Origin of the sequence: Clostridium sp. Marseille-P2415 (genome assembly GCF_900155545.1) — a bacterium.
Taxonomy (GTDB): Bacteria; Bacillota; Clostridia; order Lachnospirales; family Lachnospiraceae; genus Lacrimispora.
This window is the reverse complement of record NZ_LT732526.1, coordinates 1,898,982-1,925,638: the sequence shown is the minus strand read 5'-3', so window position 1 is coordinate 1,925,638 and position 26,657 is coordinate 1,898,982. Positions and strand designations below refer to the sequence as shown.

Annotated in this window: 26 protein-coding genes and 3 tRNA genes; 27 read left to right on the top strand and 2 right to left on the bottom strand. The window is 47.6% G+C overall.

The annotated features are described in order from the left end of the window. The first annotated feature begins 96 nt into the window (after positions 1–96). The 24 genes from BQ9856_RS13790 to yedF all read left to right on the top strand — a co-directional run bounded on the left by BQ9856_RS13790 (position 97) and on the right by yedF (position 21,700). The gene (locus BQ9856_RS13790; RefSeq protein ID WP_077611544.1) at positions 97–978 is read left to right on the top strand and encodes a LysR family transcriptional regulator; all 882 of its coding nucleotides are present in this window, start codon (positions 97–99) and stop codon (positions 976–978) included. Positions 979–1,138: 160 nt separating this feature from the next. After that, positions 1,139–1,211 (top strand) — tRNA-Val (locus tag BQ9856_RS13785). 35 nt (positions 1,212–1,246) lie between these two features. Continuing rightward, a tRNA-Met gene (locus tag BQ9856_RS13780) sits at positions 1,247–1,320 on the top strand. A gap of 136 nt (positions 1,321–1,456) precedes the next feature. Continuing rightward, a complete protein-coding gene (locus tag BQ9856_RS13775; protein WP_077611543.1) occupies positions 1,457–2,383 on the top strand; it encodes a diacylglycerol/lipid kinase family protein in 927 nt (308 codons plus the stop codon). Positions 2,384–2,620: 237 nt separating this feature from the next. Further along, complete coding sequence (gene ispF / locus BQ9856_RS13770; protein ID WP_077611542.1) at positions 2,621–3,166, top strand: 2-C-methyl-D-erythritol 2,4-cyclodiphosphate synthase; 546 nt, start codon at positions 2,621–2,623, stop codon at positions 3,164–3,166. 29 nt (positions 3,167–3,195) lie between these two features. Next, on the top strand, positions 3,196–4,599 hold the full coding sequence (cysS, locus tag BQ9856_RS13765; RefSeq protein ID WP_077613377.1) for a cysteine--tRNA ligase: 1,404 nt from the start codon (positions 3,196–3,198) through the stop codon (positions 4,597–4,599). Beyond that, positions 4,584–5,042, top strand: a complete 459-nt coding sequence (locus BQ9856_RS13760) for a Mini-ribonuclease 3 (protein ID WP_077611541.1) — start codon at positions 4,584–4,586, stop codon at positions 5,040–5,042. Before cysS ends, BQ9856_RS13760 begins: the two co-directional genes overlap by 16 nt. Next, complete coding sequence (gene rlmB, locus BQ9856_RS13755; RefSeq protein WP_077611540.1) at positions 5,039–5,776, top strand: 23S rRNA (guanosine(2251)-2'-O)-methyltransferase RlmB; 738 nt, start codon at positions 5,039–5,041, stop codon at positions 5,774–5,776. The genes BQ9856_RS13760 and rlmB overlap by 4 nt, the downstream gene beginning before the upstream one ends. 20 nt (positions 5,777–5,796) lie before the next feature. After that, positions 5,797–6,780: a transglutaminase-like domain-containing protein gene (locus tag BQ9856_RS13750; protein ID WP_077611539.1), complete on the top strand. Its 984-nt coding sequence runs from the start codon at positions 5,797–5,799 to the stop codon at positions 6,778–6,780. Positions 6,781–6,811: 31 nt separating this feature from the next. After that, positions 6,812–7,864, top strand: coding sequence for a type II secretion system F family protein (locus tag BQ9856_RS13745; protein ID WP_077611538.1), 1,053 nt, complete (start codon positions 6,812–6,814; stop codon positions 7,862–7,864). A 12-nt stretch (positions 7,865–7,876) separates the two neighbouring features. Further along, positions 7,877–8,200, top strand: a complete 324-nt coding sequence (locus BQ9856_RS13740; protein ID WP_139348702.1) for a hypothetical protein — start codon at positions 7,877–7,879, stop codon at positions 8,198–8,200. Positions 8,201–8,215: 15 nt separating this feature from the next. Next, entirely contained in the window at positions 8,216–8,707 is a 492-nt protein-coding gene (locus tag BQ9856_RS13735; protein ID WP_077611537.1) for a DUF4860 domain-containing protein, read from the top strand. Next, complete coding sequence (locus tag BQ9856_RS13730; protein ID WP_077611536.1) at positions 8,700–9,110, top strand: hypothetical protein; 411 nt, start codon at positions 8,700–8,702, stop codon at positions 9,108–9,110. Before BQ9856_RS13735 ends, BQ9856_RS13730 begins: the two co-directional genes overlap by 8 nt. Before the next feature lie 13 nt (positions 9,111–9,123). Further along, entirely contained in the window at positions 9,124–9,603 is a 480-nt protein-coding gene (locus tag BQ9856_RS13725) for a short-chain dehydrogenase (RefSeq protein ID WP_077613375.1), read from the top strand. 11 nt (positions 9,604–9,614) lie between these two features. Then, positions 9,615–10,682: a type IV pilus twitching motility protein PilT gene (locus tag BQ9856_RS13720; RefSeq protein ID WP_077611535.1), complete on the top strand. Its 1,068-nt coding sequence runs from the start codon at positions 9,615–9,617 to the stop codon at positions 10,680–10,682. 65 nt (positions 10,683–10,747) lie between these two features. After that, a complete protein-coding gene (locus BQ9856_RS13715) occupies positions 10,748–11,701 on the top strand; it encodes an L-lactate dehydrogenase (RefSeq protein WP_077613374.1) in 954 nt (317 codons plus the stop codon). Positions 11,702–11,915: 214 nt separating this feature from the next. After that, positions 11,916–11,988, top strand: a tRNA-Thr gene (locus BQ9856_RS13710). 84 nt (positions 11,989–12,072) lie between these two features. Then, on the top strand, positions 12,073–14,628 hold the full coding sequence (locus tag BQ9856_RS13705) for a transglycosylase domain-containing protein (protein WP_077611534.1): 2,556 nt from the start codon (positions 12,073–12,075) through the stop codon (positions 14,626–14,628). A 384-nt stretch (positions 14,629–15,012) separates the two neighbouring features. Beyond that, complete coding sequence (gene mgtE / locus BQ9856_RS13700; RefSeq protein ID WP_442855530.1) at positions 15,013–16,344, top strand: magnesium transporter; 1,332 nt, start codon at positions 15,013–15,015, stop codon at positions 16,342–16,344. A 151-nt stretch (positions 16,345–16,495) separates the two neighbouring features. Next, positions 16,496–17,956 carry a glutamate--tRNA ligase gene (gene gltX / locus BQ9856_RS13695; RefSeq protein WP_077611532.1) on the top strand — a complete coding sequence of 487 codons (1,461 nt, stop codon included), beginning with the start codon at positions 16,496–16,498 and terminating at the stop codon, positions 17,954–17,956. 146 nt (positions 17,957–18,102) lie between these two features. Continuing rightward, a complete protein-coding gene (locus BQ9856_RS13690) occupies positions 18,103–19,950 on the top strand; it encodes an ATP-dependent helicase (protein WP_077611531.1) in 1,848 nt (615 codons plus the stop codon). An 87-nt stretch (positions 19,951–20,037) separates the two neighbouring features. Beyond that, positions 20,038–20,562 carry a cob(I)yrinic acid a,c-diamide adenosyltransferase gene (locus BQ9856_RS13685; protein WP_077611530.1) on the top strand — a complete coding sequence of 175 codons (525 nt, stop codon included), beginning with the start codon at positions 20,038–20,040 and terminating at the stop codon, positions 20,560–20,562. A 101-nt stretch (positions 20,563–20,663) separates the two neighbouring features. Continuing rightward, positions 20,664–20,996: a DUF1292 domain-containing protein gene (locus BQ9856_RS13680; RefSeq protein ID WP_077611529.1), complete on the top strand. Its 333-nt coding sequence runs from the start codon at positions 20,664–20,666 to the stop codon at positions 20,994–20,996. Positions 20,997–21,085: 89 nt separating this feature from the next. After that, positions 21,086–21,700 (top strand): sulfurtransferase-like selenium metabolism protein YedF, encoded by a 615-nt coding sequence (yedF, locus tag BQ9856_RS13675; RefSeq protein WP_077611528.1) that lies wholly within the window; start codon positions 21,086–21,088, stop codon positions 21,698–21,700. Between the two features lie 76 nt (positions 21,701–21,776). Here yedF and BQ9856_RS13670 read toward each other — a convergent pair whose 3' ends face one another. After that, positions 21,777–22,340 (bottom strand): hypothetical protein, encoded by a 564-nt coding sequence (locus BQ9856_RS13670; RefSeq protein ID WP_077611527.1) that lies wholly within the window; start codon positions 22,338–22,340, stop codon positions 21,777–21,779. A 101-nt stretch (positions 22,341–22,441) separates the two neighbouring features. Between BQ9856_RS13670 and BQ9856_RS13665 the strand changes: the two genes are divergently transcribed. Continuing rightward, positions 22,442–23,845 carry an RsmB/NOP family class I SAM-dependent RNA methyltransferase gene (locus tag BQ9856_RS13665; RefSeq protein WP_077611526.1) on the top strand — a complete coding sequence of 468 codons (1,404 nt, stop codon included), beginning with the start codon at positions 22,442–22,444 and terminating at the stop codon, positions 23,843–23,845. On the opposite strand, the gene BQ9856_RS13660 is transcribed toward BQ9856_RS13665, so the two are convergent. Further along, positions 23,808–24,719, bottom strand: coding sequence for an RluA family pseudouridine synthase (locus BQ9856_RS13660; RefSeq protein ID WP_235839210.1), 912 nt, complete (start codon positions 24,717–24,719; stop codon positions 23,808–23,810). The two genes, BQ9856_RS13665 and BQ9856_RS13660, sit on opposite strands and share 38 nt — an antisense overlap. Positions 24,720–24,820: 101 nt before the next feature. Here BQ9856_RS13660 and BQ9856_RS13655 point away from each other — a divergent pair, with 101 nt between their 5' ends. Then, a complete protein-coding gene (locus tag BQ9856_RS13655; protein ID WP_077611524.1) occupies positions 24,821–25,090 on the top strand; it encodes a U-box domain-containing protein 56 in 270 nt (89 codons plus the stop codon). Between the two features lie 18 nt (positions 25,091–25,108). Then, a complete protein-coding gene (locus BQ9856_RS13650; RefSeq protein ID WP_077611523.1) occupies positions 25,109–25,987 on the top strand; it encodes a YitT family protein in 879 nt (292 codons plus the stop codon). Positions 25,988–26,657: the final 670 nt, after the last annotated feature.

The window sequence follows — 26,657 nt, the reverse complement described above, 5'->3', positions numbered from 1 at the left end:
TGTTTATTTTTTAACAGATTCCATGATATATATTTCTTAAATCATAAAAATATGTTATTATTAGTGGGTCAATCATTACAAAGGAGAATAGGAACCATGCTGGATTTTCGTGTTGATACATTTCTTGCGGTATGCAGATATATGAATTTTACAAAGGCAGCCAGCGAGCTTCATATCACCCAGCCTGCAGTATCCCATCATATCCGTTACTTAGAGGACCGTTATGGGGTCAGGCTGTTTGAATACAGCGGAAAAAAGCTGAACCTGACAGAGGCGGGAAGAGTCTTTTTATCCGCTGCCATAACCATGAAGGATGATGAACTGCATTTAAAGAAAATAATGGAGCAGCAGTCAGGAAAGGGAAGGCGGCTGGTATTTGGCGCCACCATGACCATAGGGGAGTACGTGATGCCGGAGGCGCTGATGCGGTTCCTTCATGTTTATCCCAAGGCAGCGGTTCAGATGGTGGTAGCGGATACCAGAGAACTTCTTGCAAAACTCAATGACGGGGAGATTGAATTTGCTCTGGTGGAGGGCTTTTTTCAAAAGAAGGAATATGATTATCTGGTTTTTGCTTCAGAGCCATTTGCTGCAGTCTGTGCGCCGGACTATCAGTTTCAGCGGGAGATCAGAAGATTGGAGGATCTCCTTTGGGAAAGGCTTTTTATCCGGGAACCGGGTTCTGGAACCAGGTATGTCTTTGAGCGCTACCTGGAGGGAAAAAATTTATTGCTTCATGATTTTCCGAATTTAATGGAGATCAGCAACATCGGTGCCATGAAACAGATGGTGGCAAAAGGGAAGGGGATCACATTCCTTTATGAAGCCGCAGTAAAAGAGGAATTAAATAATGGTATTCTGAAAAAAATTGAACTGGAAGATTTTCAACTGACCCATGATTTTACGTTCATATGGAGGAAGGGGAGTATTTATCAAACGTATTATAAAGAGCTGTTTGACATTCTCCATGGAGAGTGAAAAATGGCGGAAACCCCGCAGGAATCAGGGCTGGCAGGGGAATGAGGGGAAATGAAAAAAATTGACAAAAAAGTGTTGACAATTAATACAATTCATATTATACTAATGGAGCAGTCGAGAGCGGGGAGCAAAAAAGCGGTAACGCGATCGTACAAGCACTGGGATCTTAGCTCAGCTGGGAGAGCATCTGCCTTACAAGCAGAGGGTCACAGGTTCGAGCCCTGTAGGTCCCATTGATAGACAATACGTTTATCCATTAATTTCATATGGCGGAATAGCTCAGTTGGCCAGAGCACACGGTTCATACCCGTGGTGTCGAGAGTTCGAATCTCCCTTCCGCTACTTTTTTGACCTGTAATCAGCCGATTACAGGTTTTTTTCTGCTTCGACAGGAACCGGAAGTCTTTTTCCATTTTTTTTATATTCATTTCTCCTGTTTTATGTTATACTAACAAATAGTAAAAAGTGGAGGGATTCCATGTACTATTTTATTGTAAACCCGAACTCACGCTGCGGACGGGGAAGAAACATTTGGAAAAAACTGGAGACAACACTTAAGACCTGCGGTGCAGAGTACCAGGCGTTCCTGACGGAAAAACCGGGAGATGCAAGGGTATTTGCCAGGGAGCTGACAGAAGGCTGCAGGGAATCAAGCATCATCATTGCAGTAGGCGGCGACGGAACTGTGAATGAAATCCTGGATGGGCTTTCCTTCTGCGGCTCTGTCACGTTAGGGTATATTCCGGCCGGATCGGGCAATGATCTGGCCAGAAGCTTAAAGCTTCCGAAAAGTCCGGTCAGGTGTTTGAAAAAGATCCTGCATCCGAAATACTATAAGCTTATGGATTACGGAGTTCTGTCTTATGGGGAAAGTGAAATTTCCCACAGACGCTTTATGGTCAGTGCAGGAATCGGAATGGATGCGGCTGTCTGCCACAACATTCTCTATTCCAAATCAAAAGGGCTGCTCAATAAGTTTCACATTGGGAAGATGATCTATCTCCTCATTGGAGTGAAGCAGTTGATTTTAGCCAGGCCGTCAAAGGGCTATATTCTTCTTAATGGTGTCCAGAAGGTTGAGTTTAACCACGCCTATTTCATATCCGCCCATATTCATCCGTACGAGGGCGGCGGTTTTAAATTTGCCCCGGATGCAAGCTTTGAAGACGGGCAGTTATCCATCTGTGTTATGAATAACCGGAAGAAACGGAAGCTGGTGCCCGTGCTGCTCAATTCCCTCATGGGCAGAAAATCTTTCAATAAGGGAACCAGATTTTATACATGCGAAGAAGCTTTGATCCACATGGACCGCCCAATGGCAGTGCACGTAGACGGAGAAAGCTGTTTTTGCCAGAACGATGTGCAGATTCGGTGCATCGGCAAAAAACTGCGCATGATTGTATAGATATGTATATATAGAAGAAACACCCTTCGGGTATACCATTATGCCCAGAAAGCGCGGGCAATAAAGAGGAAACACCCTTCGGGTATACCATTATGCCCAAAAAGCATGGGCAGTAAAGAGGAAACACCCTTCGGGTATACCATTATGCCCAGAAAGCGTGGGCAATAAAGAGGAAACACCCTTCGGATATACCATTATGCCCAAAAAGCATGGGCAGTAAAGAGGAAAGGAAGAATTATGAGAATCGGACAGGGATATGATGTGCATAAATTAGCAGAAGGAAGGGAGCTCATCCTGGGAGGGGTGAAGATTCCTTATGAGAAGGGGCTTTTGGGCCATTCTGACGCCGATGTACTGGCCCATGCGGTTATGGATGCCCTTTTAGGTGCAGCGGGGCTGGGGGATATCGGAGAACATTTTCCGGATACGGATCCTCAGTATAAGGACATATCCAGTATCGAGCTTTTAAAGCAGGTGGGCCGCCTTTTGGAGGAACGTGGTTATGTGATCGAGAACATAGATGCCACGGTCATAGCACAAAAGCCAAAACTTTTGCCCTACCGCCCCAGGATGGCAGAAAACATTGCCGATGCTTTAAATTTGACGGTGGATAAGGTTAATGTAAAGGCTACAACAGAAGAAGGGCTTGGTTTTACCGGAAACGGAGAGGGAATTTCTTCTCAGGCAATTACACTGTTGACGTCTGCCCTGGACTACTGCTATGATGATAAGATCATGTCGGCGGATTGCAGCGGCTGCGGCGGATGCTGCCGGAAAGCGTAAGGAAACAGGATAGATGGAAGGGAGATATTATGAAAGTTTTTAATACATTATCCAGACAAAAGGAAGAATTCGTGCCGTTGGAGCCTGGAAAGGTGAAAATGTATGTCTGCGGTCCGACCGTATATAATTTTATCCACATCGGTAATGCAAGACCTATGATCGTGTTTGATACGGTTCGAAGGTATTTTGAATATAAGGGCTATGAGGTGAATTTCGTTTCCAACTTTACCGATGTAGATGATAAGATCATTAAGAAAGCCATAGAAGAGGGCGTGGATGCGGACACCATTTCCAAGCGCTACATTGCGGAGTGCAAAAAGGATATGGAAGGAATGAATGTCAGGCCGGCTACCAGGACTCCGCTGGCTACCGAGGAAATCTGCGGGATGCTGGATATGATCGAAGAACTGACCGCAGCCGGCCATGCTTATAAGGCAGAGGATGGAACCGTTTATTTCCGTACAAAATCCTTTGATGGATATGGGAAACTGTCTCATAAGAATCTGGAGGATCTGCAGTCCGGTTTCCGTGAGATCAAGGTGACCGGTGAGGAAGGGAAAGAGGATCCGGCCGATTTCGTACTCTGGAAGCCAAAAAAAGAAGGGGAACCTTACTGGGAATCACCGTGGTGTGAAGGGCGGCCGGGCTGGCATATCGAGTGTTCTGTCATGTCTAAGAAATATCTTGGAGACCAGATTGATATCCATGCGGGGGGAGAGGATCTCATTTTCCCTCATCACGAGAATGAGATCGCCCAGAGCGAGGCTGCCAACGGAAAAGAATTTGCCAGATACTGGATGCACAACGCATTTTTAAATATTGATAATAGGAAGATGTCCAAATCCCTGGGGAATTTCTTCACGGTAAGGGAAATCAGTGAGAAATATGATCTTCAGGTACTGCGCTTCTTTATGCTGAGCGCCCATTACAGAAGCCCGCTTAATTTCAGCGCCGATTTAATGGAAGCATCAAAGAACGGCCTGGACCGGATTTTAACTGCAGTGGATAAATTAAGGAGTCTGGAAGCTTCTGCAAAATCAGAGGGGTTCCGTGACGGTGAGTACCAGAAGGCTGTAGAGGAACTGGTTATTAAATTTGAGACTGCCATGGATGACGATTTTAACACGGCAGATGCCATTTCTGCGATTTTTGAACTGGTGAAATTAAGCAATTCTACAACAAACGGAGAAAGTTCCGGGGATTATGTCGCCTGCTTAAAGAGAACCATTGAACGGCTCTGCGATGTTCTGGGAATCATAACGGAAAAGAAGGCAGAGATTCTGGATGGTGAAATTGAAGCCATGATCGAAGCCAGGCAGCAGGCCAGAAAGGACAAAAATTTTGCTTTGGCCGATGAAATCCGCGGGAAGCTTCTGGATAAGGGCATTGTTCTGGAGGACACCAGGGAAGGTGTAAAATGGAAGAGAGTGTAATGTCGCTGTCCGCATTTTCCGAATTCTTTGCGGATACGCTAAAGCTTAAGGAAGTGGATGTAAAAAGCTATTCCCCTCTGGCACTGGCTTATATTGGAGATGCGGTCTATGAAGTGATTGTCCGGACCAAGGTCATGAACCATGGAAGCACCCAGGTGAATAATATGCATAAAAAAAGCGCCAAACTGGTGAACGCCGGAACACAGGCGGAGATGGTCCGCAGGCTTCTGGAAGAAGAGAATTTGACGCCGGAAGAGGTGGCGGTTTACAAACGGGGGCGTAACGCCAAATCCGCAACGACCGCCAAACACGCTACGGTTGCCGATTACAGAACCGCTACCGGATTTGAAGCGCTGTGCGGCTACCTGTATTTAAATGGCAGTTTTGACCGTCTGGTTGCTTTGGTGGGCAGAGGACTTGAAAGAATAGGAGAACTGGAATGATAGAGGAATTTACGATAGAAGGCAGGAACGCAGTGTTGGAAGCATTCCGTTCCGGAAAGACGATCGATAAACTGTACGTGCAAAAGGGAGTTCAGGATGGTCCCATCCAGTCCATTGTCCGGGAAGCAAAAAAGAAGGATACCATCATTAACTTCGTGGAAAGAGAGCGCCTGGATCAGATGTCAGAGGAAGGTCATCATCAGGGCGTTATCGCACATGCTGCTGCCTATGAATACGCGGAAGTGGAGGATATGTTAAAGGCGGCAGAGGAAAAGGGAGAACCGCCGTTTCTTTTCCTGTTGGACGGAATTGAAGATCCGCACAATCTGGGAGCCATCATCCGTACCGCTAATTTAGCCGGAGCCCACGGAGTTATCATTCCAAAGCGCCGGGCGGTGGGCCTTACGGCTACGGTTGCAAAGACCTCTGCCGGGGCGCTTAATTATACGCCGGTAGCCAAGGTCACCAATCTGACTGCCACAATAGAAGAGTTAAAGGCAAAAGGCATGTGGTTTGTCTGTGCCGATATGGATGGAGAAATGATGTACCGGCTTAATTTAAAGGGGCCCATCGGCCTTGTCATCGGCAGTGAGGGGAGCGGTGTGGGAAGGCTTATCCGGGAAAAGTGCGATATGGTGGCTTCCATCCCCATGAAAGGTGATATTGATTCCCTCAATGCTTCTGTAGCGGCAGGTGTTCTGGCTTATGAGATCGTAAGACAGCGTTTGGGATAACAGACGAGGAGATGATGTTTATGAAAAAGAATGGTATAGCTATGGCATCTGTTTGTGCAGCCATACTGTTCTCTTTAAACGGCTGTACATCAGGCGACCGGATAACAGCGGCGGACAGCACAGAGGAGAGCATTGAGTGGAAAACTGTGGTAAGCATCGGGGATGAAGCAGTACCTCTGTATTCAAAGCCTGAAGGGAGCAATGTGAAAACCCCTAAGGCTTCCGGTACTGTCACCTTGGGCAGCAATTCCGCCGCCGTGGATGCTTCCAATACCAGCCATGGCTATGTGATGGTCCGGTATACCGGAAGTGCTTCAAAAATCAAGGTTCAGGTGATAAAAGGCGGAGGAGAAACGTATACCTATGATTTAAATGCCAGATCTGCTTATGAGGTATTCCCTTTAACGGAAGGAAACGGAACGTACACAGTCCGGGTTTTGGAACAGGTACAGGGCACCCAGTATGCGGTAAAGTCCAGCAATGATATTCATGTGACCCTTGCGGATGAATTTGAGCCTTTCCTTTATCCGAACCAGTATGTGAATTTTTCTGCCGGAAGCGCGGTGGTTAAAAAAGGAGCGGAGCTTGCAGCCCCTGCGTCAGATGCTCTTGGCGTTGTGACCAATGTTTACAATTTTGTTATAAAGAATTTCACCTATGATACGGCACTGGCTAATTCGGTTGAGTCCGGCTATCGGCCTGATGTCGACGATGTTCTGGCCCGGAAAAAAGGAATCTGCTTTGATTATGCAGCAGTCATGACTGCCATGCTGCGGTCCCAGAACATTCCCACAAAGCTTGTGGTCGGCTATACGGGAAGCCTTTATCATGCATGGGTGAATGTATACATAGAAGGACAGGGCTGGGTGGATAACATCATTTATTTTGACGGCTATAACTGGAAACTCATGGACCCTACCTTTGCGTCTTCGGGAGGAAATGATCCGGCTATCAGGGAGTACATCAAAGACAGCTCCAATTATAAGGCTAAATATACATACTAGAGAACTTCATAAGATAAAGGAGAAACGAAACATGGCAAAGGAAGCGAAAAAACGATATTCCGCCCGGGAACTTTCCGCTTTCTGTCTCCAGATATCGATTCTTCTCCATGCGGCTATCCCTCTTGACGAGGGATTGTCTGTTATGGCGGAGGATGCGGCAGGGGAGGAAGAGAAAAAAATCCTTCTTAAGATGGCTGAGGAGGCAGAGCTTGGCGTTCCTTTCTCAAAGGTACTGGAGAAAACAGGAGTTTATCCGCCCTATGTGATCCGCATGGCCAGACTGGGGGAGGAAACCGGGACCCTGGATCAGATCATGGAATCACTGGCCGGTTATTATGAAAAAGAGCATGTTCTTATGAAAAACATAAAAAATGCGGTCACCTATCCGGTTATCATGATTTTTATGCTTCTGATGGTTTTGGTTGTATTATTTACAAAGGTTATGCCGATTTTTGAAAATGTTTATAAACAGCTGGGGGCAGAGATGCCGCCGGTCTCTCTTGCTGCAACAAAGCTTGGAGGTGCATTCTGCGCAGCAGCTCTGGCAATCGGAATGCTCCTGGCGGTGGCGGCAGTTTCTGTGTGGCTTATTGGAAAAAGGGGGAGAAAGCTCCTTATGGTGGAACGTCTGCTGCATTGGATTAAAAAGAGGAGCCGGATAGCACTTGCGGTTGCAAACCGCCGTTTCACTTCTGTACTGGCTCTGACCCTTCACAGCGGGCTGGCTCTTTTAAAGGGAATGGAACTGGCCGGAGAGCTTGTGGAGAACCAGACGGTGGAAGAAAAAATAAAGGCCTGTGCAGAGGAACTGGAAGCAGGTACGGATTACTATACCGCCATGAAGAATACGGGATTGTTTAAAGGGTTCTATGTGCAGATGATAAAGGTGGGTGCAAGAAGCGGACGGTTGGACAGTGTCATGGAGGAAATCTCCAAAAGCTATGAAGAAGAGGCGGATACGGCCATGGAACATATGATCACCCGGTTTGAACCCACCGTGGTTGCGGTACTGGCTATTGCGGTTGGCCTGATCCTCCTTTCTGTCATGCTGCCTCTGACCGGTGTTTTATCGGCAATCGGATAGGAGGGAGCTGGAATGAATAGATGGAAGCAGTCCCTTAAGGAAATCCGGGGCTATTTGATTTCTCTGTCGGCATTTGCCTGCACAATCGTTCTTTTCGTATCCGGAGTCCTTATATTTTCGAAAAAAGCGGATACGAAAGGAGCGCAGACGCTTCGGGATGCCATACGCAGGGCGTCGGTCCAGTGTTATGCGATTGAAGGAAGGTATCCGCCCAGTGTGGAATATCTGGAAGAAAATTATGGAATACAGATCGACAGAGAACGGTATGATGTATTTTACAGCGGCTTCGCTTCCAACTTCATGCCGGATATTACGGTCAGCTTACGTGAACAATAACCGGGAGGTGGGCATATGAGCGGAAAAGTAAACCGGAGGGGCCGGATGGCTGGTGTTCTTTTTACCATTCTGCTGTTTCTCGTATTTGTACTCTGCGCCCTGTTCTCCGTGCTCATTGGGGGCAGGGTCTATGAGAATATCAATGCCAGGACAGAGAATACCTACCGGGAGGATGTGGCCCTAAGCTATATTGCCAATAAGGTGAGACAGGGAGATGAAGCCGGGAAGGTATCTCTCACGGAAACGGATGGGATCACCGTCCTTAAGCTGGAGCAGAAGATACAGGATTCGGTTTATGTGACAGATATCTATTACCGGGATGGCAGGTTATGGGAATTGTTTACAGATGCCGGAAGCGGCCTGGGAGTCGGAGACGGAAATGAGATTTTGGAATGCAGTGCGGTTTCCATGGAAATGACAGGCAGGCTTCTCCACATAAAAACGGAAGGGGAGAGCGGAGGCAGCCTCTGGCTTACCCTTAGAAGCGGAGGTCCGGAAGATGAATAGAAAACACCATTCAGGCGTGTTCCTAATGGAGATGACCGCAGTCATTTTTTTCTTTATTCTTTGTGCGGCGGTCTGCCTTCAAACGTTTGTAAAGGCCGATTCTATAAGCCGGAAGGCATCGGATCTGAACCAGAGTGTGTTGATTGCCCAAAGCGTGGCAGAGGTCTGGAAAGCAAAGGGCGCGGCCGGATTACAGGAACAGTTCCAGGCGGAAGTGCCGGAGGATCCATCCGAAGGGTATGTAATGGGATTTGACAGAACCGGTGATCCCTGTGAAATACAATATGCTGTTTTTCATGTGAGGACAAAGCTTCCCGGAGAGGGGCAGGCGGAAGTGGCTGTCAGCCGGAACGGGGAAGAGGTGTATACTCTTAGGGTTTACCGGCATGAAACGAAAGATTGACGGAGGTGGAAGCATGGCAAAGCAGGAAAAGGGATACAGAGCAGCGATCGGCAGTCCTTCCCTTATTTTAATATTTATTGTCCTGTGCCTTGTGACCTTTGGGATGCTCTCCTTAAGCACCGCAAAAAGCGAATGGGATTTAGCGAAGCGCAATGCTTCGGCAGTGACGGAGTATTACCGGGCGGACAGTGAGGGAGAAAAATTTTACCGGATGGTTTCGGAAACGGTGGATGCAGTCCGGGAGCAGAGCCCGGATCCCGGGGAGTGCAGGAAGCTTTTAAGCCGGAAGCTGGGGGGATATTACCGTCTTGGGGAGGGAACTGTGGTAACGGAAATCGCCATGGAGCGGTCCCAGGCACTTTTTATCGAATTGATCCCCCAGTTTGAAGGAACAGGAAGCATGATCATATCGCAGTGGAAGGTAGTTCAGACAGAAGATTTTGAAATTGATGATTCCATGCCGGTGTGGACCGGCGGGGAAACAAAAGAGTAGGAGACTGGAAGATGAAGGTAGTGGATTTGCTAAGCTCTGCTGTGGCACAGAATGCATCCGATATTTTTCTGGTGCCCGGCATGCCGTTTTCGTATAAAATCGGGAGCAGGATTGTATACCAGAATGAGGAAAAACTGTTTCCGGCCCAGATGGAGGAATTGATTGCAGAGCTTTATAAGCTGGCCGGAAACCGAAGCATGGAAAAAGTGCGGGAACATGGGGATGATGATTTCTCTTTTGCCCTTGCCGGCGTTTCCAGATTCCGGTCCAGCGTGTTCCGTCAGCGGGGATCTCTGGCAGCGGTGATCCGGGTCGTTAACTTTGAACTGCCGGATCATAAGGCACTTCATATCCCGGAGAACGTTATAGATATCGCGAGAATGACAAAAGGATTTGTGCTGGTCACCGGACCTGCGGGAAGCGGAAAGACCACTACGCTGGCCTGTATTATTGATAAGATCAACAATACGCGAAACGCCCATGTCATCACTTTAGAGGACCCTTTGGAATACCTTCACCGCCACAAGCAGAGCGTGGTAACCCAGAGGGAAGTCACAACGGACACAGACAGCTATGTGACCGGGCTGCGGGCAGCCCTGCGCCAGGCCCCGGATGTGATCCTGGTGGGAGAGATGAGGGATTATGAGACCATACGGATTGCAATGACAGCAGCAGAGACCGGTCATCTGGTGATTTCCACCCTTCATACGGTAGGGGCGGCCAATACCATTGACCGCATCATTGATAATTTTCCGCCTAACCAGCAGCAGCAGATCCGGATGCAGCTTTCCATGGTGGTTCAGGCAGTGGTTTCCCAGCAGTTGATCCCCACTGTGGATGGCGGCATTTATCCGGCTTTTGAAATCATGTTTTTTAACAATGCGATCCGGAATATGATCCGGGAATCCAAGACTCACCAGATTGATTCGGTCATTGCCACCGGGCAGACAGAAGGCATGATTTCCATGGATGCCAGTCTTTTAAATCTGTATAAAGAAGGGAGGATCACCAGAGAAAACGCCGTTATTTACAGCAGCAACAGTGAATTAATGACAAAAAAAATTGACCGCGGCATATAGCAGCGTATAGTTTGTAATTCAAGCAGATACACTATCTATAATAGCTTAAGGAGAGTGGTTGAATGATGAGAACAGAAAAAAGAAAAGTTGCGTTAGTCGGTACAGGAATGGTGGGGATGAGTTATGCCTATTCCATGCTGAATCAGGGTGCTTGTGATGAACTGGTATTAATTGATATTAATCGGAAAAGGGCGGAGGGAGAAGCGATGGATTTAAACCATGGACTTGCTTTTTTAACGTCCCATATGGAAATTTATGCCGGCGAATACCGGGATTGTTCGGATGCGGACATTGTCGCAATTTGTGCCGGAGTCGCCCAGAAGCCTGGAGAGACAAGGCTTGACTTATTAAAACGGAATGCATCCGTATTTCAGTCCATTGTGCAGCCTGTAACGGAATCAGGTTTTAACGGTATTTTTCTGGTGGCCACCAATCCTGTGGACATCATGACGAGAATTACCTATGCCCTGTCAGGCTTTAATCCCAGGCGGGTGCTGGGAAGCGGTACGGCCCTGGACACAGCCAGACTCCGGTATCTGCTGGGTGAGTCGCTGCGGGTTGATCCAAGGAATGTCCACGCATATGTCATGGGAGAGCACGGGGACAGCGAGTTTGTTCCCTGGAGCCAGGCCATGATCGCCACGAAGCCCATTCTTTCTCTTTGCGGAAGCGGAGGAGAGGAAGGTATGGTATGCAGGGAAGAGCTAAAGCGGATCGAGGATGAGGTCCGGGGAGCGGCTTACCGGATTATTGAAGCCAAGCAGGCCACCTATTACGGGATCGGAATGGCTCTTACCAGAATCACCAGGGCAATCTTTGGGGATGAAAACAGTGTCTTAACGGTATCAGCCATGCTGCGGGGAGAATACGGGCAGTCGGAGGTATATGCAGGAGTCCCCTGCATCATCAATAAAAATGGGATTCAGAGAGTTCTGACCCTGTCTTTGACCGAGGAAGAAATGGGACAGTTTAACAAATCCTGTGATACCCTTCGGGAAAGCTTTAAAGGCATTTTATAGAAAACGTGCAGCTAAGGGAGAGGGCAGGAAATGATGCCATGGTTTCCTGTTCTGCTCCCGGCGGCTTAAATGGTAAAATGAGGAAGGTTATAAAAAGTCATTTATTTGAAATTTTTGCAATTATTTACACTTTAGTAAAAAAATAAAAAAATGTTGACAAAGAGATATTCCCATGCTATGATATACGAGGTTCGAGCGGAGAACGCAAAAAGATGCTGATGTGGCACAGGTGGTAGCGCACCTCATTGGTAGTGAGGAGGTCACGGGTCCGAGTCCCGTCATCAGCTCTGGTAACAAACGGGAAGTCTTAAATAAAGAGGCTTCCCGTTTTTGTCATATAGAAAAAGATGATGAGAAGGAGGCACATGGATATGGGGAAACGTAAAAAGAAGCACAGAAGTGCATGGTCAATATTTTTCCGGCCTATTAAAGTCATTCTTCTTGCATTTCTTGTGGTAATGGTTTTAGGATGCCTGGCCGGCGGTGCCGTATTTTTAAAATACCAGGATGAAATCTTAGCCTGTAAAGAAAAGGCTGACTCCATTATAAGCAATACAGCCAAAACAGATTTTTCCCAGCCTACGGATACAAGAATTTATGATTCCACGGGTAATCTGATCGGGACCATTAATTCAGGCCACTATGAATATGTTCCGATTACCGGAATCAGTAAAAATCTTCAAAACGCTTACATCGCTCAGGAGGACCGGAGGTTTTACAAGCATCATGGCATTGATTACATCGGCCTGATTCGTGCAGGTGTGGTATTTGTGAAAAACAGGGGGACAATCACCCAGGGCGGAAGCACCATCACCCAGCAGGTCATTAAAAACACTTATTTGACCCAGGAGCGGACCTTTCAAAGGAAACTGACGGAATTTTTTGCTGCTCCCCGGATTGAGGAGAAGTATACGAAGGCCGACATCCTGGAATTTTACTGCAACACCAATTTCTATGCAAACCGGTGTTACGGAGTGTCGGAAGCCAGTCGTTATTATTTTGATAAGGAAGCAAAAGACCTGACTGTCTGGGAGGCGGCTACCCTGGCGGGAATCAGTAATAATCCGTCTAAGTATGACCCGGTTGCCCATCCGGAGACCTCCAGGAAAAAGAGAGACCAGATCATAGACAATATGGCTCTGTGCAAGTTCATTTCGGAGGAAGAAAAGGAAAACGCAAAAGACCAGCCTCTCACTGTGGCTAAAGTTTATGAGGCCGGAACAAAAGAAAATTACCAGACAAGCTATGCGATCCACTGTGCGGCTCTGGAGCTGATGAAGAACGAGGGGTTTGTTTTTCAGTATGTGTTTAACAGTCAGGTGGCTTACGATTCCTATAAGGAGCAGTATCAGGAGCTCTATCAGTCCAAGAGCGATATGATCCGAAACGGTGGGTTTGAGATACATACCAGTCTGGAAACGGCGGTCCAGACCTCTTTGCAGGATACCATTGATAAGCGTCTGGCAGGTTTTAAGGACCTGCAGGATAACGGCAAATTCGCCCTTCAGGGCGCAGCGGTGTGCATTGACAACCGGACCGGATATGTGGTAGCCATTGTGGGCGGCCGCGGTACGGATGATGAATACAACCGTGGATTTTTAAGCAGGCGCCAGCCAGGTTCCACCATTAAACCGCTGATTGATTATGCGCCTGCCTTTGAAACCGGATTTTATTATCCATCCAGGCTGGTGAATGACCATCTGTTTGATAAAGGACCCAAAAACAGCGGTGGGAAATATTATGGCAATGTCTCCGTCAGGGAGGCATTAAACCGGAGCTTAAATACCGTGGCCTGGCAGGTGCTGGCCGATATCGGCGTCGATACCGGGATCCGGTATCTGGGAAAGATGCATTTCGCGGGATTGAGCTATCTGGATAACGGAAACAGCAGCATGAGCATCGGAGGCTTTACGGAAGGGGCCAGGGTCGTGGATATGGCCAAAGGGTATTCCGTTCTTGCCAACAATGGGATGTACAGCAATAATACCTGCATTACCAGCATAAAGAGCCAGTATGACGGCGAGGTGTATAATGGAAACCAGGCAGATGAGAGAATATTCACGGAAGATACGGCGTATATGATCACCGATGTTCTGAAGGGAACACTGGATAAACCATACGGCACAGGCTATGGGCTGGGGCTCGATATTCCGGCTGCAGGGAAGACCGGAACCACAAACAGCAATAAGGATACCTGGTTCTGCGGATATACGAAGTATTACACCACCGCTATCTGGGTGGGATATGACACGCCCAAGGCCATGCCCGGGGTTTACGGGAAAACCTATTCCGGAAAGATCTGGCATGATTTCATGGCTGAGATAAACGGCGGTCTGCCTGCGCAGGACTGGGATATGCCTGCAACGGTTTCCCTTTATAATGTGGATTCCAGAGGAGAGAAAACGAACAGTGAGACAGGGACCAGGGATTTGTTTTCCTCTGTTGCAGAGGCTGCAGCCAAGTCTGATGTTAATAAGTGGAAGGAAGAGGAAGATAGGAAAAAGGCGGAATCCCGGGCTCAAAGCGATCTGGAATCCGTGCAGGCATCCCAGCAGGCGGTGGCACAGGCGGTTTCTGAGCTTCAGTCTCTGATCGGGGATTTAAATGCCCTGGAATATCGCGACAGCACCACCGATGAGAAGATCAATACAGCCCGTACTCTTTTGGATCAGCTAAGCGGTACGGAATATTATGATGGATTAAAGCAGCAGCTTGATGAGGCAGTAACCCACGCCATGTCTTTGCCGAAACAGGAGGATTCCACGGGAAAACCCCAGCAGATCGGTCCCGGAGTCGTCGGCCCGAGAGAGACCACCGAAGCAGTTTTTCCGGGAGATGAGGATTCCGATGATTATGGCGATCCGGGTTTTGCTCCGGGTGATTCATATCCCGGCGCAGAATCGGTTGGGCCGGGTGCGGTATATTAAAGAAAATGATTTTAGGGTTGATTTTTACGGCGGCAGCTGTTATCCTTAGTTAGGAAATACCCTTCGGGTATAGAAAATTATTTAAGAAAGGAAGTGAACCGGAGTGGAAGGTCGAAGTCAGAAGATGGAAGCAGACAATTATCATAAGCGTATGGTAGTGGGGCAGAGTCCGGGATTTCGAATCTGCTCCGGCTTCACTGCCGTTAAAAGAGGATAGATCTCTGCGTTTATGATAGCCATTCTTTACAGATAAGTTCTGTAATTATGGCTATTTTGTTTTGCCAGGAATTAAAAGTTATGGCAAAGCCCCGTTCTGCTTCCATAAAAACCACGACAGAAAACAGGTTCATATGGAGGAAGTAACAAATGCAGGAGAAGTTCAACATGGATGAACTGATGGAGCTGGTGAACAGCCGTCAGTTTCGAAAATTAAAGGAAGTGATGACGGAGTTCAATGAGATGGATATTGCCACGTTCATTGAAGCACTGGACTCCGAGAAAACGGTGGTGGTATTTCGGATGCTTCCCAAGGAGCTGGCCAGTGAGGTATTCGCATGTCTGGAAGTTGAGAAGCAGAGGCACATTATTAACAGCATAACGGATCATGAGCTGGGAACCATAGTGGAAGACTTATTCGTGGATGATGCCGTGGATATGCTGGAGGAGCTGCCTGCCAGTGTGGTAAAGAGGGTTCTTCAAAATGCGGCCGCAGACACCAGGAAGCTGATCAATCAGTTTTTAAACTATCCGGAAAACAGTGCCGGAAGCATCATGACGGCAGAGTACGTGGGACTTAAGAAAACCATGACAGTGGAGCAGGCATTTACCTATATCCGAAAGCATGGTGTGGATAAGGAAACCATTTACACCTGCTATGTGATGGATGGGAAGAGAAGGCTGGAAGGCGTTGTCACAGTCAAGGATCTGTTAATGAATCCCTACGAATTAACCATTGGCGATATCATGGATACTCATGTCATAAAGGCGGTTACTACGGAAGACCAGGAGGCTGTGGCGGAAAGCTTTCAAAAATACGATTTACTGAGCCTTCCGGTGGTGGATCATGAAGAACGACTGGTGGGAATCGTTACCGTTGATGACGTTGTGGATGTTATGGAACAGGAAGCTACGGAGGATTTTGAAAAAATGGCGGCCATGCTGCCCAGTGAAAAGCCTTATTTAAAGACCAGCGTATTCCAGCTGGCTAAAAACCGGATCGTCTGGCTTCTTGTCCTGATGGTCAGCAGCATGATCACAGGAGGGATCCTGGCCAGATATGAAGCGGCTTTTGCGGTAATTCCGCTGCTTGTAACCTTTATCCCCATGCTTACGGATACTGGCGGAAACGCAGGAAGCCAGAGCAGTACCATGATCATCCGCGGCATGGCGGTGGGAGAAATCGGTACGAAAGATATTTTCCGTGTAATTTTTAAGGAGTTGAAGGTAGCGCTCATTGTAGGCATGATTCTGGGCCTTGTGAACTACGTTCGTCTGATGATCCTCTACCCGGGACAGGAGATGCTCTGCCTGACGGTAATGTTAAGCCTTCTGGTCACGGTTGTACTGGCAAAGACGATCGGTGCGGTTCTTCCCATTGCAGCCAAGGTATTCCGCATGGACCCGGCTATTATGGCGGCACCTCTCATCACCACGATTGTGGATGCGGTCAGTCTGATCATTTATTTCCGGCTTGCCTGTAAGCTTCTGGGCTTATAGATGCCGGAGAATTTTCCGCTAAATCATTGTCTTTTCCGGTAGTTCGTTATATAATGGACTACGTGGCTTTGGCAGCCGTCCGATGAGCCGGAGAGCGAATCGAACTTCCTTCGGCCTGACACGAGAAAGAAGATATAGGAGTGTGTTAACGATGAATAAAATAAGAACAAGATACGCGCCGAGTCCGACGGGCCGCATGCACGTAGGAAACTTGAGGACCGCATTATATGCATACCTGATCGCAAAGCATGAAGGAGGGGATTTCCTTCTCCGCATTGAAGATACGGATCAGGAACGTTTTGTGGAAGGCGCTGTCGAGATTATTTATAGAACCCTGGAAGAGACCGGACTTAACCACGACGAAGGACCGGACAAGGATGGCGGAGTAGGCCCTTACGTGCAAAGCGATCGTCAGGCGTCCGGCATCTATCTGGAATATGCGAAAAAGCTGGTGGAAAAAGGAGAGGCTTATTATTGCTTCTGCACTCAGGAGAGGCTGGATTCCCTTAAGAAAATGGTGGATGGCCAGGAAATCATGACTTATGATAAGCATTGTCTCCAGCTTTCTAGAGAAGAAGTGGAAGCCAATCTGGCAGCGGGAATGCCTTATGTCATACGTCAGAACAATCCGACCGAAGGAACGACTACCTTTCATGATGAGATTTACGGCGACATTTCCGTGGACAACTCAGAGCTGGATGATATGGTATTGATCAAATCCGATGGATATCCGACCTATAATTTCGCCAATGTGGTGGATGACCACCTGATGGGAATCACCCATGTGGTGAGAGGCAATGAATATCTGTCTTCCTCCCCGAAGTATAACCGCTTATATGACGCGTTTGGCTGGGAGGTTCCGGTATACGTTCACTGCCCGCTGATCACCAACGAAGAGCATAAGAAACTGAGCAAGAGAAGCGGACACGCTTCCTATGAAGATTTGATAGAGCAGGGCTTTCTGTCCGAGGCTGTGGTGAATTACGTGGCTCTTTTGGGCTGGTCCCCGGTTAACAATCAGGAGATTTTCTCTCTGGACGAATTAATCAGGGAATTTGATTACCGAAATATCAGCAAATCCCCGGCTGTTTTCGATCTGACCAAGTTAAAATGGATGAACAGCGAATATATGAAAACCATGGATTTTGACCGTTTCTATGAGATGGCAGAACCTTACCTCAAGGTTGTTATAAAGAAAGATCTGGACTTAAGGAAGATCGCCGGCATGGTTAAAACCAGGATCGAGATTTTTCCGGATATCGCAGATCACATCGATTTCTTTGAGAACCTGCCGGAGTACGATCCTGCCATGTATATTAATAAGAAAATGAAGACGGACAGCAAGACTTCCCTTTCTCTGCTGCAGGATGTCCTTCCCATTCTGGAAGCCCAGGAAGATTACAGCAATGATGCGCTGTATGTGACGCTGTCTAAATATGTTTCGGAAAAGGAATGTAAAACCGGCTTTGTCATGTGGCCTATCCGAACTGCGGTATCAGGAAAGCAGATGACTCCGGCAGGCGCTACCGAGATCATGGAGGTCCTTGGAAAAGAAGAATCCCTTTTCAGAATCAAAAAGGGAATCGAACTTTTAAGCAATGGGGCAGAATAAGTTATAATATAGAAGCAGAGGCTCCGGCTGTGACCGGGCCCCTGCTTTTCTTGACTCATTCTGAAGCTTTACTTTAACCTTATCAAGTAGCGAATCGGATTGCGAATATCCGCTTTGACTGAGACAGATACAAACTGGAGGAATTCATGAAGGAACAAGTTACATATGAGGGAGCCCAGAAAGAGGCAATCCTCCATAACAGGGGGCCCATGCTGGTCCTTGCCGGGCCGGGCTCCGGAAAGACCTTTACCATAACTCACCGGATATGCTGCCTGATCGAACAGCATGGCGTGGATCCGTCGAATATTCTGGTCATCACATTTACCAAAGCGGCAGCCAGGGAGATGAAAGAGCGTTTTGAAGGCCTTATGGACGGCAGACCGTCTATAGTCAGCTTTGGTACCTTTCATGCCATCTTTTTCCGCATTTTAAAGTTTGCCTACCGGTATGATGCCCGCAGCATAGTCAGAGAGGAACAGAAAATCCAGTATATAAAAGAAGAAATGGATAAATGCCGGGTTGAGGTGGAGGATGAAGCGGAATTTGTTACTTCCATCCTGTCAGAGATCAGTTCTGTAAAAGGAGAGATGATCGGGTTAGATCATTACTATTCCAGGAACTGCTCCGAGGAAATCTTCAAACAGCTCTATCTTGGATATGAGGACCGGCTGCGCAGGTCCAATCTGATTGATTTTGATGACATGCTGGTGATGTGCCATGAGCTGTTTACCCAGAGAAAGGATATTCTGGAAGCCTGGCAGAAAAAGTACCGGTATATTCTGGTGGATGAGTTTCAGGATATCAACCGGGTGCAGTATGAGATTGTCCGGATGTTAGCCGCGCCGGAGAATAATCTTTTTATTGTTGGGGATGACGATCAGTCAATCTACCGGTTCCGGGGGGCCAAGCCTGAAATCATGCTGGGTTTTGAAAAGGATTATCCCGAAGCAAAAAAAGTCCTTCTCAACATCAATTTCAGGAGTACAAAGGATATCGTGGAAACTGCCGGAAAGCTGATCGTCCACAATGAAATGCGGTTTTCAAAGAAAATTGCCGCCCAAAAGGGCCTGGGGAAGCCGGTTGTGACCAGAATGTGGCAGGATCCGCAGGAAGAAACAATGGAAATCGTCGGCGAGATCACCAACTATGCCAGAGCGGGTTTTTACTGGAAGGAGATCGCCGTCCTGTACCGGACCAATTTAGGTCCCAGGCTATTAATTGAGAAGTTCATGGAATACAATATTCCCTTTTGCATGAAAGATTCCGTCCCCAATCTGTACGATCATTGGATCGCGAAAAACATCACCTGCTATATCCATGCGGCAGCCGGCGAGCTGTCCAGGGCGAATGTACTCCAGATCATCAACCGGCCCAACCGGTATATAAGCCGGGATGCCCTGGAACGGAATCCGGTAAACTGGGAATCAGTCAAATCCTTTTACCAGGACAAGGGCTGGATGGTGGAACGGATCGAACAGCTGGAATATGATTTGAAAATGATAAGGAATATGGCACCCGTAGCTGCAGTAAACTATATCAGGAAAGCGGTCGGGTATGACGATTATATCCGGGAATATGCCCAGTACCGCAGGATGAAGCCGGAGGAGCTTTGGGAAATTTTGGACCAGCTGCAGGAAAGTGCAGCCGGTTATCCCACCTTTGATGAATGGTTCCGCCATATGAAGGAATATGGGGAGGAGCTGAAAGCACAGACACAGTCCGGGGAAGGCCGCCCGGAAGGCGTGGCTCTCATGACAATGCACAGCTCCAAAGGGCTGGAATACCGGATCGTTTATATTTTGGATGCCAATGAAGGGGTGACACCTCACCATAAGGCGGTGCTTCCTGCAAATATGGAGGAGGAGCGGCGTATGTTTTATGTGGCTATGACAAGGGCCAAGGAACGGCTGCATGTTAATTATGTCCGGGAAAGATACGGTAAAAAACAGGAGGTTTCACGTTTTGTCCGGGAATACCTGGAACGTGGGCAGTAAAGAGGGACGCCCTAAAGGCATACCTTTACGCCCGATAAAGCAGGGCGGGCCCTGCCCGGAAAACATGGGCGGAAAGGAGAAAAGGATATGAGAGCATGCGTACACATTTACTGCGGGGATGGAAAGGGAAAGACCACCGCTGCCATCGGCCTGGCCGTTCGGGCTGCCGGCTGCGGAAAAAGGGTTTTGATCACCCGTTTTTTAAAAACAGACCATTCCGGTGAAGTACAGGCCCTTAGCGGGCTGCCGGAGGTCATTGTCACACCTTGTGACCGGAATTTTGGCTTTTTCTCTAATATGACAGAAGATCAGAAAAAAGAGGCCGGGATCTATTACTCGGAGTTATTGGAAACTACCTTAAAGCGCTCTGAGAAGGAGGAGTTTGATTTACTTATATTAGATGAAATCATGGCAGTGTGTCATTACGGTCTTGTTGACGAAACAAGGGTCCTTAAGTTCTTAGGCGGGCGTCCGGAAAAGCTGGAGGTAGTTTTGACAGGAAGAAATCCATCGGAGAAGCTTGTGGAAATGGCAGACTATGTGTCGGAGATCAGAAAGGTGAAGCATCCGTACGATAAAGGAATAAGTGCAAGAAAGGGAATTGAATATTAAGGGCGAAATCCCTTGATTTTTGCAGAATTGTCTGATAGAGTGGAAACAGGTGCAAAAGAAGCACCGTAACAATAAGATTATGAAAAAAGAGAGGTATCAGGATGGCACAGGATCCTAATTTAGAGCGCGATGATATGGAACCACAGGAGGAGATGACAGTTACACTGACCCTGGATGACGGATCAGAACTGGAGTGCGTGGTGCTTACCATTTTCACGGCAGGCGAAAGGGATTATATCGCACTGCTTCCTATGGATGGCCCTGAGGCAGAAGAGGGGGAAGTTTATCTGTATCGCTATTTTGAGAAGGAGGACGGACAACCGAATCTTGAGAATATCGAAGATGACGAAGAATATGAGATCGTTGCGGATGCCTTTGATGAATTACTGGACGAAGCGGAATACGATGAGCTGGTAGGCGAAGACGAGGAATAAACACAGGAAAAGCCGGGGCAGGTCCTTTTTAATAGGATAGGTCCCGGTTTTGGATTCTGCGAGCTATAACGGAAAAGGAGAGTGGTTGAATGGAAAAAATTGTTGATGCAAGAGGGCTTACATGTCCACAGCCGGTTATGAAGGCCAAAGAAGCATTAAAGGAAATGAATGAGGGGATATTAAAGGTTCTTGTGGACAATGAAATTGCAGTACAGAATGTAATGAAGCTGGGGAATTATGCAGGACTTGCTCCCACATCAGAGAAAAAAGCAGATGGGGAATTTGAAGTTCTGTTCCATGTTAACGGGAATGCCGGGGAAATGGCGGAAACCCCAGAACAGGCAGAGTGCATTCCGGATGGCAGAACGAAAGGGCTTGTGGCAGTACTTTCCTCGGACCAGATGGGAAGCGGAAATGAGGAACTGGGCCGCATCCTGATGAAGGGATTTGTTTATGCACTGACTAAGCTGGAGAAACTTCCCGAGACAGTACTGCTCTACAATGGAGGAGCCAGGCTGTCCGTAGAGGGTTCTCAATCCCTGGAGGATTTAAAGAATTTAGAAGCTCAGGGTGTGGAAATTCTGACCTGCGGAACCTGCTTAAATTACTATGAATTAACTGACAAGCTTAAAGTCGGATCTATTACCAATATGTATGAGATCGCAGAAAAAATGGCAGGAGCGCGTTCGGTTATCAGGCCCTAAGGTTTGAAGAAAAGTGGAAGTACCCGTAAGAATGTTTCTTATTTCGGGTACTTCCGTTTTTCCTGGTAAGGCATGCTTAATACCGTTTTATCCTTGGCGCCGTGACTCTGCAGTAAAGCTTTTTAAGAAGGACCGTACTGGACAGTACGAAAAATATCTCCAGGGCAGTGCTCACAATTCCGGCGAGAAAAAACAGCAGGGCGGACAGAACCGTTATGACGTTTAAGCAAAGCAGATAGGGACGGTAAAACGCCTGATTCATGCAATACAGCTTCCAGATCACCATGTAAAGACAGATGATAAGAAAAATGGATGCCAGGAATGAAAACATAACATGGAGAAAAGAAGGAATAGGCTGAGAGTCAGGCAGGTAAGGAGTGGTAACTGACAGAGCAAGGAGCAGCAGGGCTGCTTTACTGATAGCCTTTTCTTTTTTATTCCGGGGAAGACGTTTTATGATCCGTTTTAAAACATAATAGAAATAAATTCCTACGATGATGCCCCATAGGAGAAACAGGTTTTTTCTGGAGGAAAGGCTTCCCAGTACAGAGAAATTCAACGTAAACCAGTCGGTTTCCGAGGCAAAAAGAACGGTTAATATGGGAATAATGAAGTAAGCGGTAACGGTAATTATGAGCATGTCGCACCTCGCAGAATTTATCTCTTAATATTCTGGTCATATATCTCGAAAAATAGTAATGAAAGTGTGTTATTTTAAATAAAAAGTTCAGAGGAAAAACAATGATAAAATTACCGGATGCATTTAAGGATAAAATGAAGGGGCTTTTAGGAGAAGAATATGATTCTTTTATAGAAAGCTATGAGAAGGAACGGGTTCAGGGACTCAGGGTAAACCCTTTAAAGGTTTCTCAGGATAAATTTACTGAAATCTGTCCCTTTCAGTTAAAGAAAATCCCGTGGGCTTTAGAAGGATATTACTACCAGGCAGGAGACAGGCCGGGAAAGCATCCTTATCATGAGGCAGGGCTTTATTACATCCAGGAGCCGAGCGCCATGGCGGTGGTGGAGCTGCTTGCTCCCCAGCCTGGGGAAAAGATTCTGGATTTATGTGCAGCGCCGGGAGGAAAGACGACCCATATCGCAGGCCGCATGGGAGGAAAAGGCTTTCTTTTGAGCAATGAGATCCATCCGGCCAGAGCCAGGATCCTTTCCCAGAATGTAGAGCGTCTTGGAATTGGAAATGCAGTGGTATCCAACGAAGATTCCGGAAGCCTGTCCTTACGTTTCCCGGAATTTTTTGACCGGATCGCAGTGGATGCGCCCTGTTCCGGCGAAGGAATGTTCCGCAAGGATGAGGCAGCCAGGCTGGAATGGACACTTGAGCATGTAAGTGCCTGCGCTGCGCGCCAGGAAGAGATCCTTAAAAATGCTGCCGCCATGCTAAAGCCCGGAGGAAGAATGGTTTATTCCACCTGTACCTTTTCCCCGGAAGAAAATGAGCAGGTCATAGAAGGATTTCTGCTTTCCCATCCGGAGTTTTCCATTGAAGATGCAGGAAACAGGCCCGGACTTTACCCGGGGAGGCCCGAGTGGAGCAAGACCGGGCTTTCAGACTTAAAAAAGACCTTCCGGATCTGGCCCGATCAAACGGAAGGAGAAGGCCATTATCTTGCGGTATTAAAAAAGCGCGGGAATGGGATTTCAGAAAAAAGGTATGCCGCACCGGATTATATGAAAGACAGATCCGTCCAAAAAGAATTAGAAGTTTTTTTAAAAGACCTGCTGGTGAATCCGGACCGGCTGCTTCTTCGGAAAGAATATATTCTTTTCGGAGATCAGCTGTATCTGATGCCGCCTGAAATGACCGGTTTTAAAGGCATGAAGGTCATACGGCCGGGCCTTCACATAGGGACCGTGAAGAAGAACCGTTTTGAACCTTCCCACGCCCTTGCCCTTTTCCTTAAGAAGGATGAGGTAAGCCAATGGGTGGATCTGCCGTCAGATGGAGAAGAGATCGTTAAATATTTAAAAGGGGAAACGATTCCGGAGGAAACTCCCTCTCATTCCTGTTTAAAAAAGAAGGGCTGGGTTCTTGTAAACACCGATGGATTTTCCATTGGCTTTGCAAAGCTGGCCGGAGGAATGCTTAAAAATCATTATCCCAAAGGCCTGCGGTGGATGTAATCCCCAAAAACTGCATATCTTCCGGAAGGGGCGCCTCAAAGGAAAGAGGCTCTTTCCTGATCGGATGAAGAAAATCCAGCCGGAAGGAATGCAGCGCCTGCCGCTTAATGTAACGGTAGTCCGGATGATAAAGAAAATCCCCGGGCAATGGATGTCCAATGGATTTTAAATGGACCCGGATCTGATGGGTGCGGCCGGTCTCCAGACGAAGCCCTATGAGGGAGTGCCCGGTTACCGGATCATAGAAAAGCCGTTTGTAATGGGTCCTGGCCTCCTCTCCCCGGAGTTTGTCCACACACCGCTCAATGGTAGAGCCATCCACCCGGGCAATGGGGGCGTCGATCAGTCCTTTTAACGGTGTCTTGCCGCAGGCAACCGCCAGATAACGGCGGAGGATCAGGTGTTTTTTTACCATATCCGAAAGAATACAGGCGCTCAATGGATTTTTAGCCACAATCAAAAGTCCGGTCGTATCACGGTCCAGACGGTTAACAGCCCTGTAAGTGAATACTTCTCCCTTTTCTTTAAAATAATATGCGATTCCATTGGCCAGGGTATTCTCAAAATTGCCCTGAGATGGGTGGATAGGGACGCCGGCATCTTTATTCACCACCAAAATATGTTCGTCCTCGTATATAATATGAAGAGGCATGGGAACGGGTACAATGTGTTCAGAGCCTTTATCCTCCCGTATACAGGCCGAAAGAACCTCTCCCGGTCTCAAACGGTGAGTCGTATATACCTGCTTTCCGTTAATGGTAATGCCGTTTTCCATATACCGTAGCTGCCGGATCAGGCTTTGGGAATATCCCTGCTCCAGAAGATATTGTTTGACAGAAAGCTCTTTGCTTGTATGTGTTATAGTATAAGTCATGTTCATTTTCATAAACCGATTCTATCACGGTGTGCGGTGATTGACAAGGAGATTCAAAGGGTTATAATTAGCTTGTAGAAAACGAAAGAGGGGGTTTTATCATGTTTGATCAGGATGTTTATGAAGCTTTGGAAATGGAATTTGAAAGAAAACACATCGGGGAAGATGTGGAAGAGGTTCTTCTGGATCTGGCAGAAGCGCTTGAAGAACGGGGAATCATGGATAAAGAAATCAATTTGACGGAATCCTATGGAAAGACACAGGTAAAAGTGTATGGAGTCTGTTCCGAAGAGGATGGGGAAGTGAATGTTCTCATTAAACGGATACAGATTGGGAAAAAAGAGTTTGAAATCGAGGATTATTTTCTATAAAATGGAGGCAGCATACTCATGGTGGCAATCAAACAGGAATACTCGCCAAAGGAGCTTGGAATCGATCTCGTATGTGATCTGGCCGGAGCGTTTTTATTCAATGCCGGTATTTATAACTTTGCAGTAAATGCAGAATTCGCCCCCGTGGGAATATCCGGTATCGCATTGATCCTGCGTTATCTGTTCGGTCTTCCCATGGGAATCACCAGCATTGTCTTAAACATTCCGATCGTGCTGGTAAGCTACAAGCTTTTAGGAAGACGTTTTTTGCTCCGGTCCATGAAGAGCATGGTGATATTCGCTCTGGTCCTGGACTATATAGTCCCTCTGATGCCGACCTATGTGGGGAATCCTCTGTATGCTTCCGCCTGTACCGGAATTTTCTCAGGTTTAGGACTAACCATCGTTTATCTGAGAAACTGTTCCACCGGAGGTACGGATTTTCTGATCATGGCCATCCGGAAGCTGTTCCCTCACTTGACCATTGGACAAATATCCCTTGTGATAGATGCCATAGTGATCATTGCCGGCGGCCTGGTGTTCCGCAATCTGGATGCAGTCATCCTTGGCATGCTATCTTCCATTGTAACCACCATGGTAATCGACAAGATCATGTATGGCCTGGGTGCCGGAAAGCTTGTCTTTGTAGTCACCTCCCATGAAGCAGAAGTAGCCCAGAGGATCGAGGAAGCCACCGGACGCGGATGTACCTTCCTCAAGGGACAGGGCGCTTATTCCCTGGACGAAAAGTACGTCGTCATGTGTGCCTGCAACAACAGCCAGGTAGTTCCGATCCGCCGTGCGATCCACGAAATCGATAAAGATGCATTTTTGATCATCACGGATTCCAATGAAGTGTATGGAGAAGGGTTTAAAGCAATTGGGGGGCAGCTTTAAGGTGGAAGCTGACAAAAACAGGTTGTGAGGAAATGAAAAGCTGCCCCGGCAGTATTTTGGAAGAAAATGAGGGAAGGCTCCCCGGATACGCTCATGGTTTCGGACGGGATAGGTGTAAGGGAGAGGGCGCAGGAACATGAGGGCACCGACACATTCATCAAGTTTTCCTGATGGAAAACTCGATTCAGGGTGTCTAAAAAATGGACTTTGAGGTCCATTTTTTTCCCTCATGTTCCCGCACCCTCTCCCTAACGCCTATCGACGTCCTGCAAAAATCGCCGTATCCGGGGAGCCTTCCCTCATTTTCCAGCCAGAAATGTATGGCAGCTTTCCATTTCCGCCAAGTGTATTGGCAAACAGCAAACTAAAATCTTTCACCTCTGGCTGAGGTGAGTTTTTACCAGACAAGCCCGTACACAGTGGACTTTCTCAAAAACTTAGCCGGGAAAGGAGGACCAGGGGGAGCGGCGGGGGGTGGTTTGCAGGCAGATTAGAACTTCTTAGGCCGGAAGGGTGCAAAAAACATGGGTGGAGGCTGGCTTCGGAGCCAGCCTCCAAGGAAACCCGGAGCGCGAATTTCTTTCAGAAATTCGGGCGGAGTTTTCCGGTCCCATGTTTTTTGCACCCTTCCGGCCTTAGAAGTCCTTCTGCCGAAACCCCGCCCCCCGCC

Bases quoted from the DNA above. Each gene is read 5' to 3' on its own strand.
- yedF (WP_077611528.1), top strand. From the start codon at position 21,086: ATGGAAAAAATTGTTGATGCAAGAGGGCTTACATGTCCACAGCCGGTT.
- BQ9856_RS13715 (WP_077613374.1), top strand. From the start codon at position 10,748: ATGAGAACAGAAAAAAGAAAAGTTGCGTTAGTCGGTACAGGAATGGTG.
- BQ9856_RS13760 (WP_077611541.1), top strand. From the start codon at position 4,584: ATGGAAGAGAGTGTAATGTCGCTGTCCGCATTTTCCGAATTCTTTGCG.
- BQ9856_RS13650 (WP_077611523.1), top strand. From the start codon at position 25,109: ATGGTGGCAATCAAACAGGAATACTCGCCAAAGGAGCTTGGAATCGAT.
- BQ9856_RS13705 (WP_077611534.1), top strand. From the start codon at position 12,073: ATGGGGAAACGTAAAAAGAAGCACAGAAGTGCATGGTCAATATTTTTC.
- BQ9856_RS13750 (WP_077611539.1), top strand. From the start codon at position 5,797: ATGAAAAAGAATGGTATAGCTATGGCATCTGTTTGTGCAGCCATACTG.
- gltX (WP_077611532.1), top strand. From the start codon at position 16,496: ATGAATAAAATAAGAACAAGATACGCGCCGAGTCCGACGGGCCGCATG.
- BQ9856_RS13665 (WP_077611526.1), top strand. From the start codon at position 22,442: ATGATAAAATTACCGGATGCATTTAAGGATAAAATGAAGGGGCTTTTA.
- cysS (WP_077613377.1), top strand. From the start codon at position 3,196: ATGAAAGTTTTTAATACATTATCCAGACAAAAGGAAGAATTCGTGCCG.
- BQ9856_RS13735 (WP_077611537.1), top strand. From the start codon at position 8,216: ATGAGCGGAAAAGTAAACCGGAGGGGCCGGATGGCTGGTGTTCTTTTT.
- BQ9856_RS13670 (WP_077611527.1), bottom strand. From the start codon at position 22,340: ATGCTCATAATTACCGTTACCGCTTACTTCATTATTCCCATATTAACC.
- BQ9856_RS13685 (WP_077611530.1), top strand. From the start codon at position 20,038: ATGAGAGCATGCGTACACATTTACTGCGGGGATGGAAAGGGAAAGACC.
- mgtE (WP_442855530.1), top strand. From the start codon at position 15,013: ATGGATGAACTGATGGAGCTGGTGAACAGCCGTCAGTTTCGAAAATTA.
- BQ9856_RS13660 (WP_235839210.1), bottom strand. From the start codon at position 24,719: ATGACTTATACTATAACACATACAAGCAAAGAGCTTTCTGTCAAACAA.
- BQ9856_RS13720 (WP_077611535.1), top strand. From the start codon at position 9,615: ATGAAGGTAGTGGATTTGCTAAGCTCTGCTGTGGCACAGAATGCATCC.
- BQ9856_RS13740 (WP_139348702.1), top strand. From the start codon at position 7,877: ATGAATAGATGGAAGCAGTCCCTTAAGGAAATCCGGGGCTATTTGATT.
- rlmB (WP_077611540.1), top strand. From the start codon at position 5,039: ATGATAGAGGAATTTACGATAGAAGGCAGGAACGCAGTGTTGGAAGCA.
- BQ9856_RS13775 (WP_077611543.1), top strand. From the start codon at position 1,457: ATGTACTATTTTATTGTAAACCCGAACTCACGCTGCGGACGGGGAAGA.
- BQ9856_RS13725 (WP_077613375.1), top strand. From the start codon at position 9,124: ATGGCAAAGCAGGAAAAGGGATACAGAGCAGCGATCGGCAGTCCTTCC.
- BQ9856_RS13790 (WP_077611544.1), top strand. From the start codon at position 97: ATGCTGGATTTTCGTGTTGATACATTTCTTGCGGTATGCAGATATATG.
- BQ9856_RS13655 (WP_077611524.1), top strand. From the start codon at position 24,821: ATGTTTGATCAGGATGTTTATGAAGCTTTGGAAATGGAATTTGAAAGA.
- BQ9856_RS13690 (WP_077611531.1), top strand. From the start codon at position 18,103: ATGAAGGAACAAGTTACATATGAGGGAGCCCAGAAAGAGGCAATCCTC.
- ispF (WP_077611542.1), top strand. From the start codon at position 2,621: ATGAGAATCGGACAGGGATATGATGTGCATAAATTAGCAGAAGGAAGG.
- BQ9856_RS13745 (WP_077611538.1), top strand. From the start codon at position 6,812: ATGGCAAAGGAAGCGAAAAAACGATATTCCGCCCGGGAACTTTCCGCT.
- BQ9856_RS13680 (WP_077611529.1), top strand. From the start codon at position 20,664: ATGGCACAGGATCCTAATTTAGAGCGCGATGATATGGAACCACAGGAG.
- BQ9856_RS13730 (WP_077611536.1), top strand. From the start codon at position 8,700: ATGAATAGAAAACACCATTCAGGCGTGTTCCTAATGGAGATGACCGCA.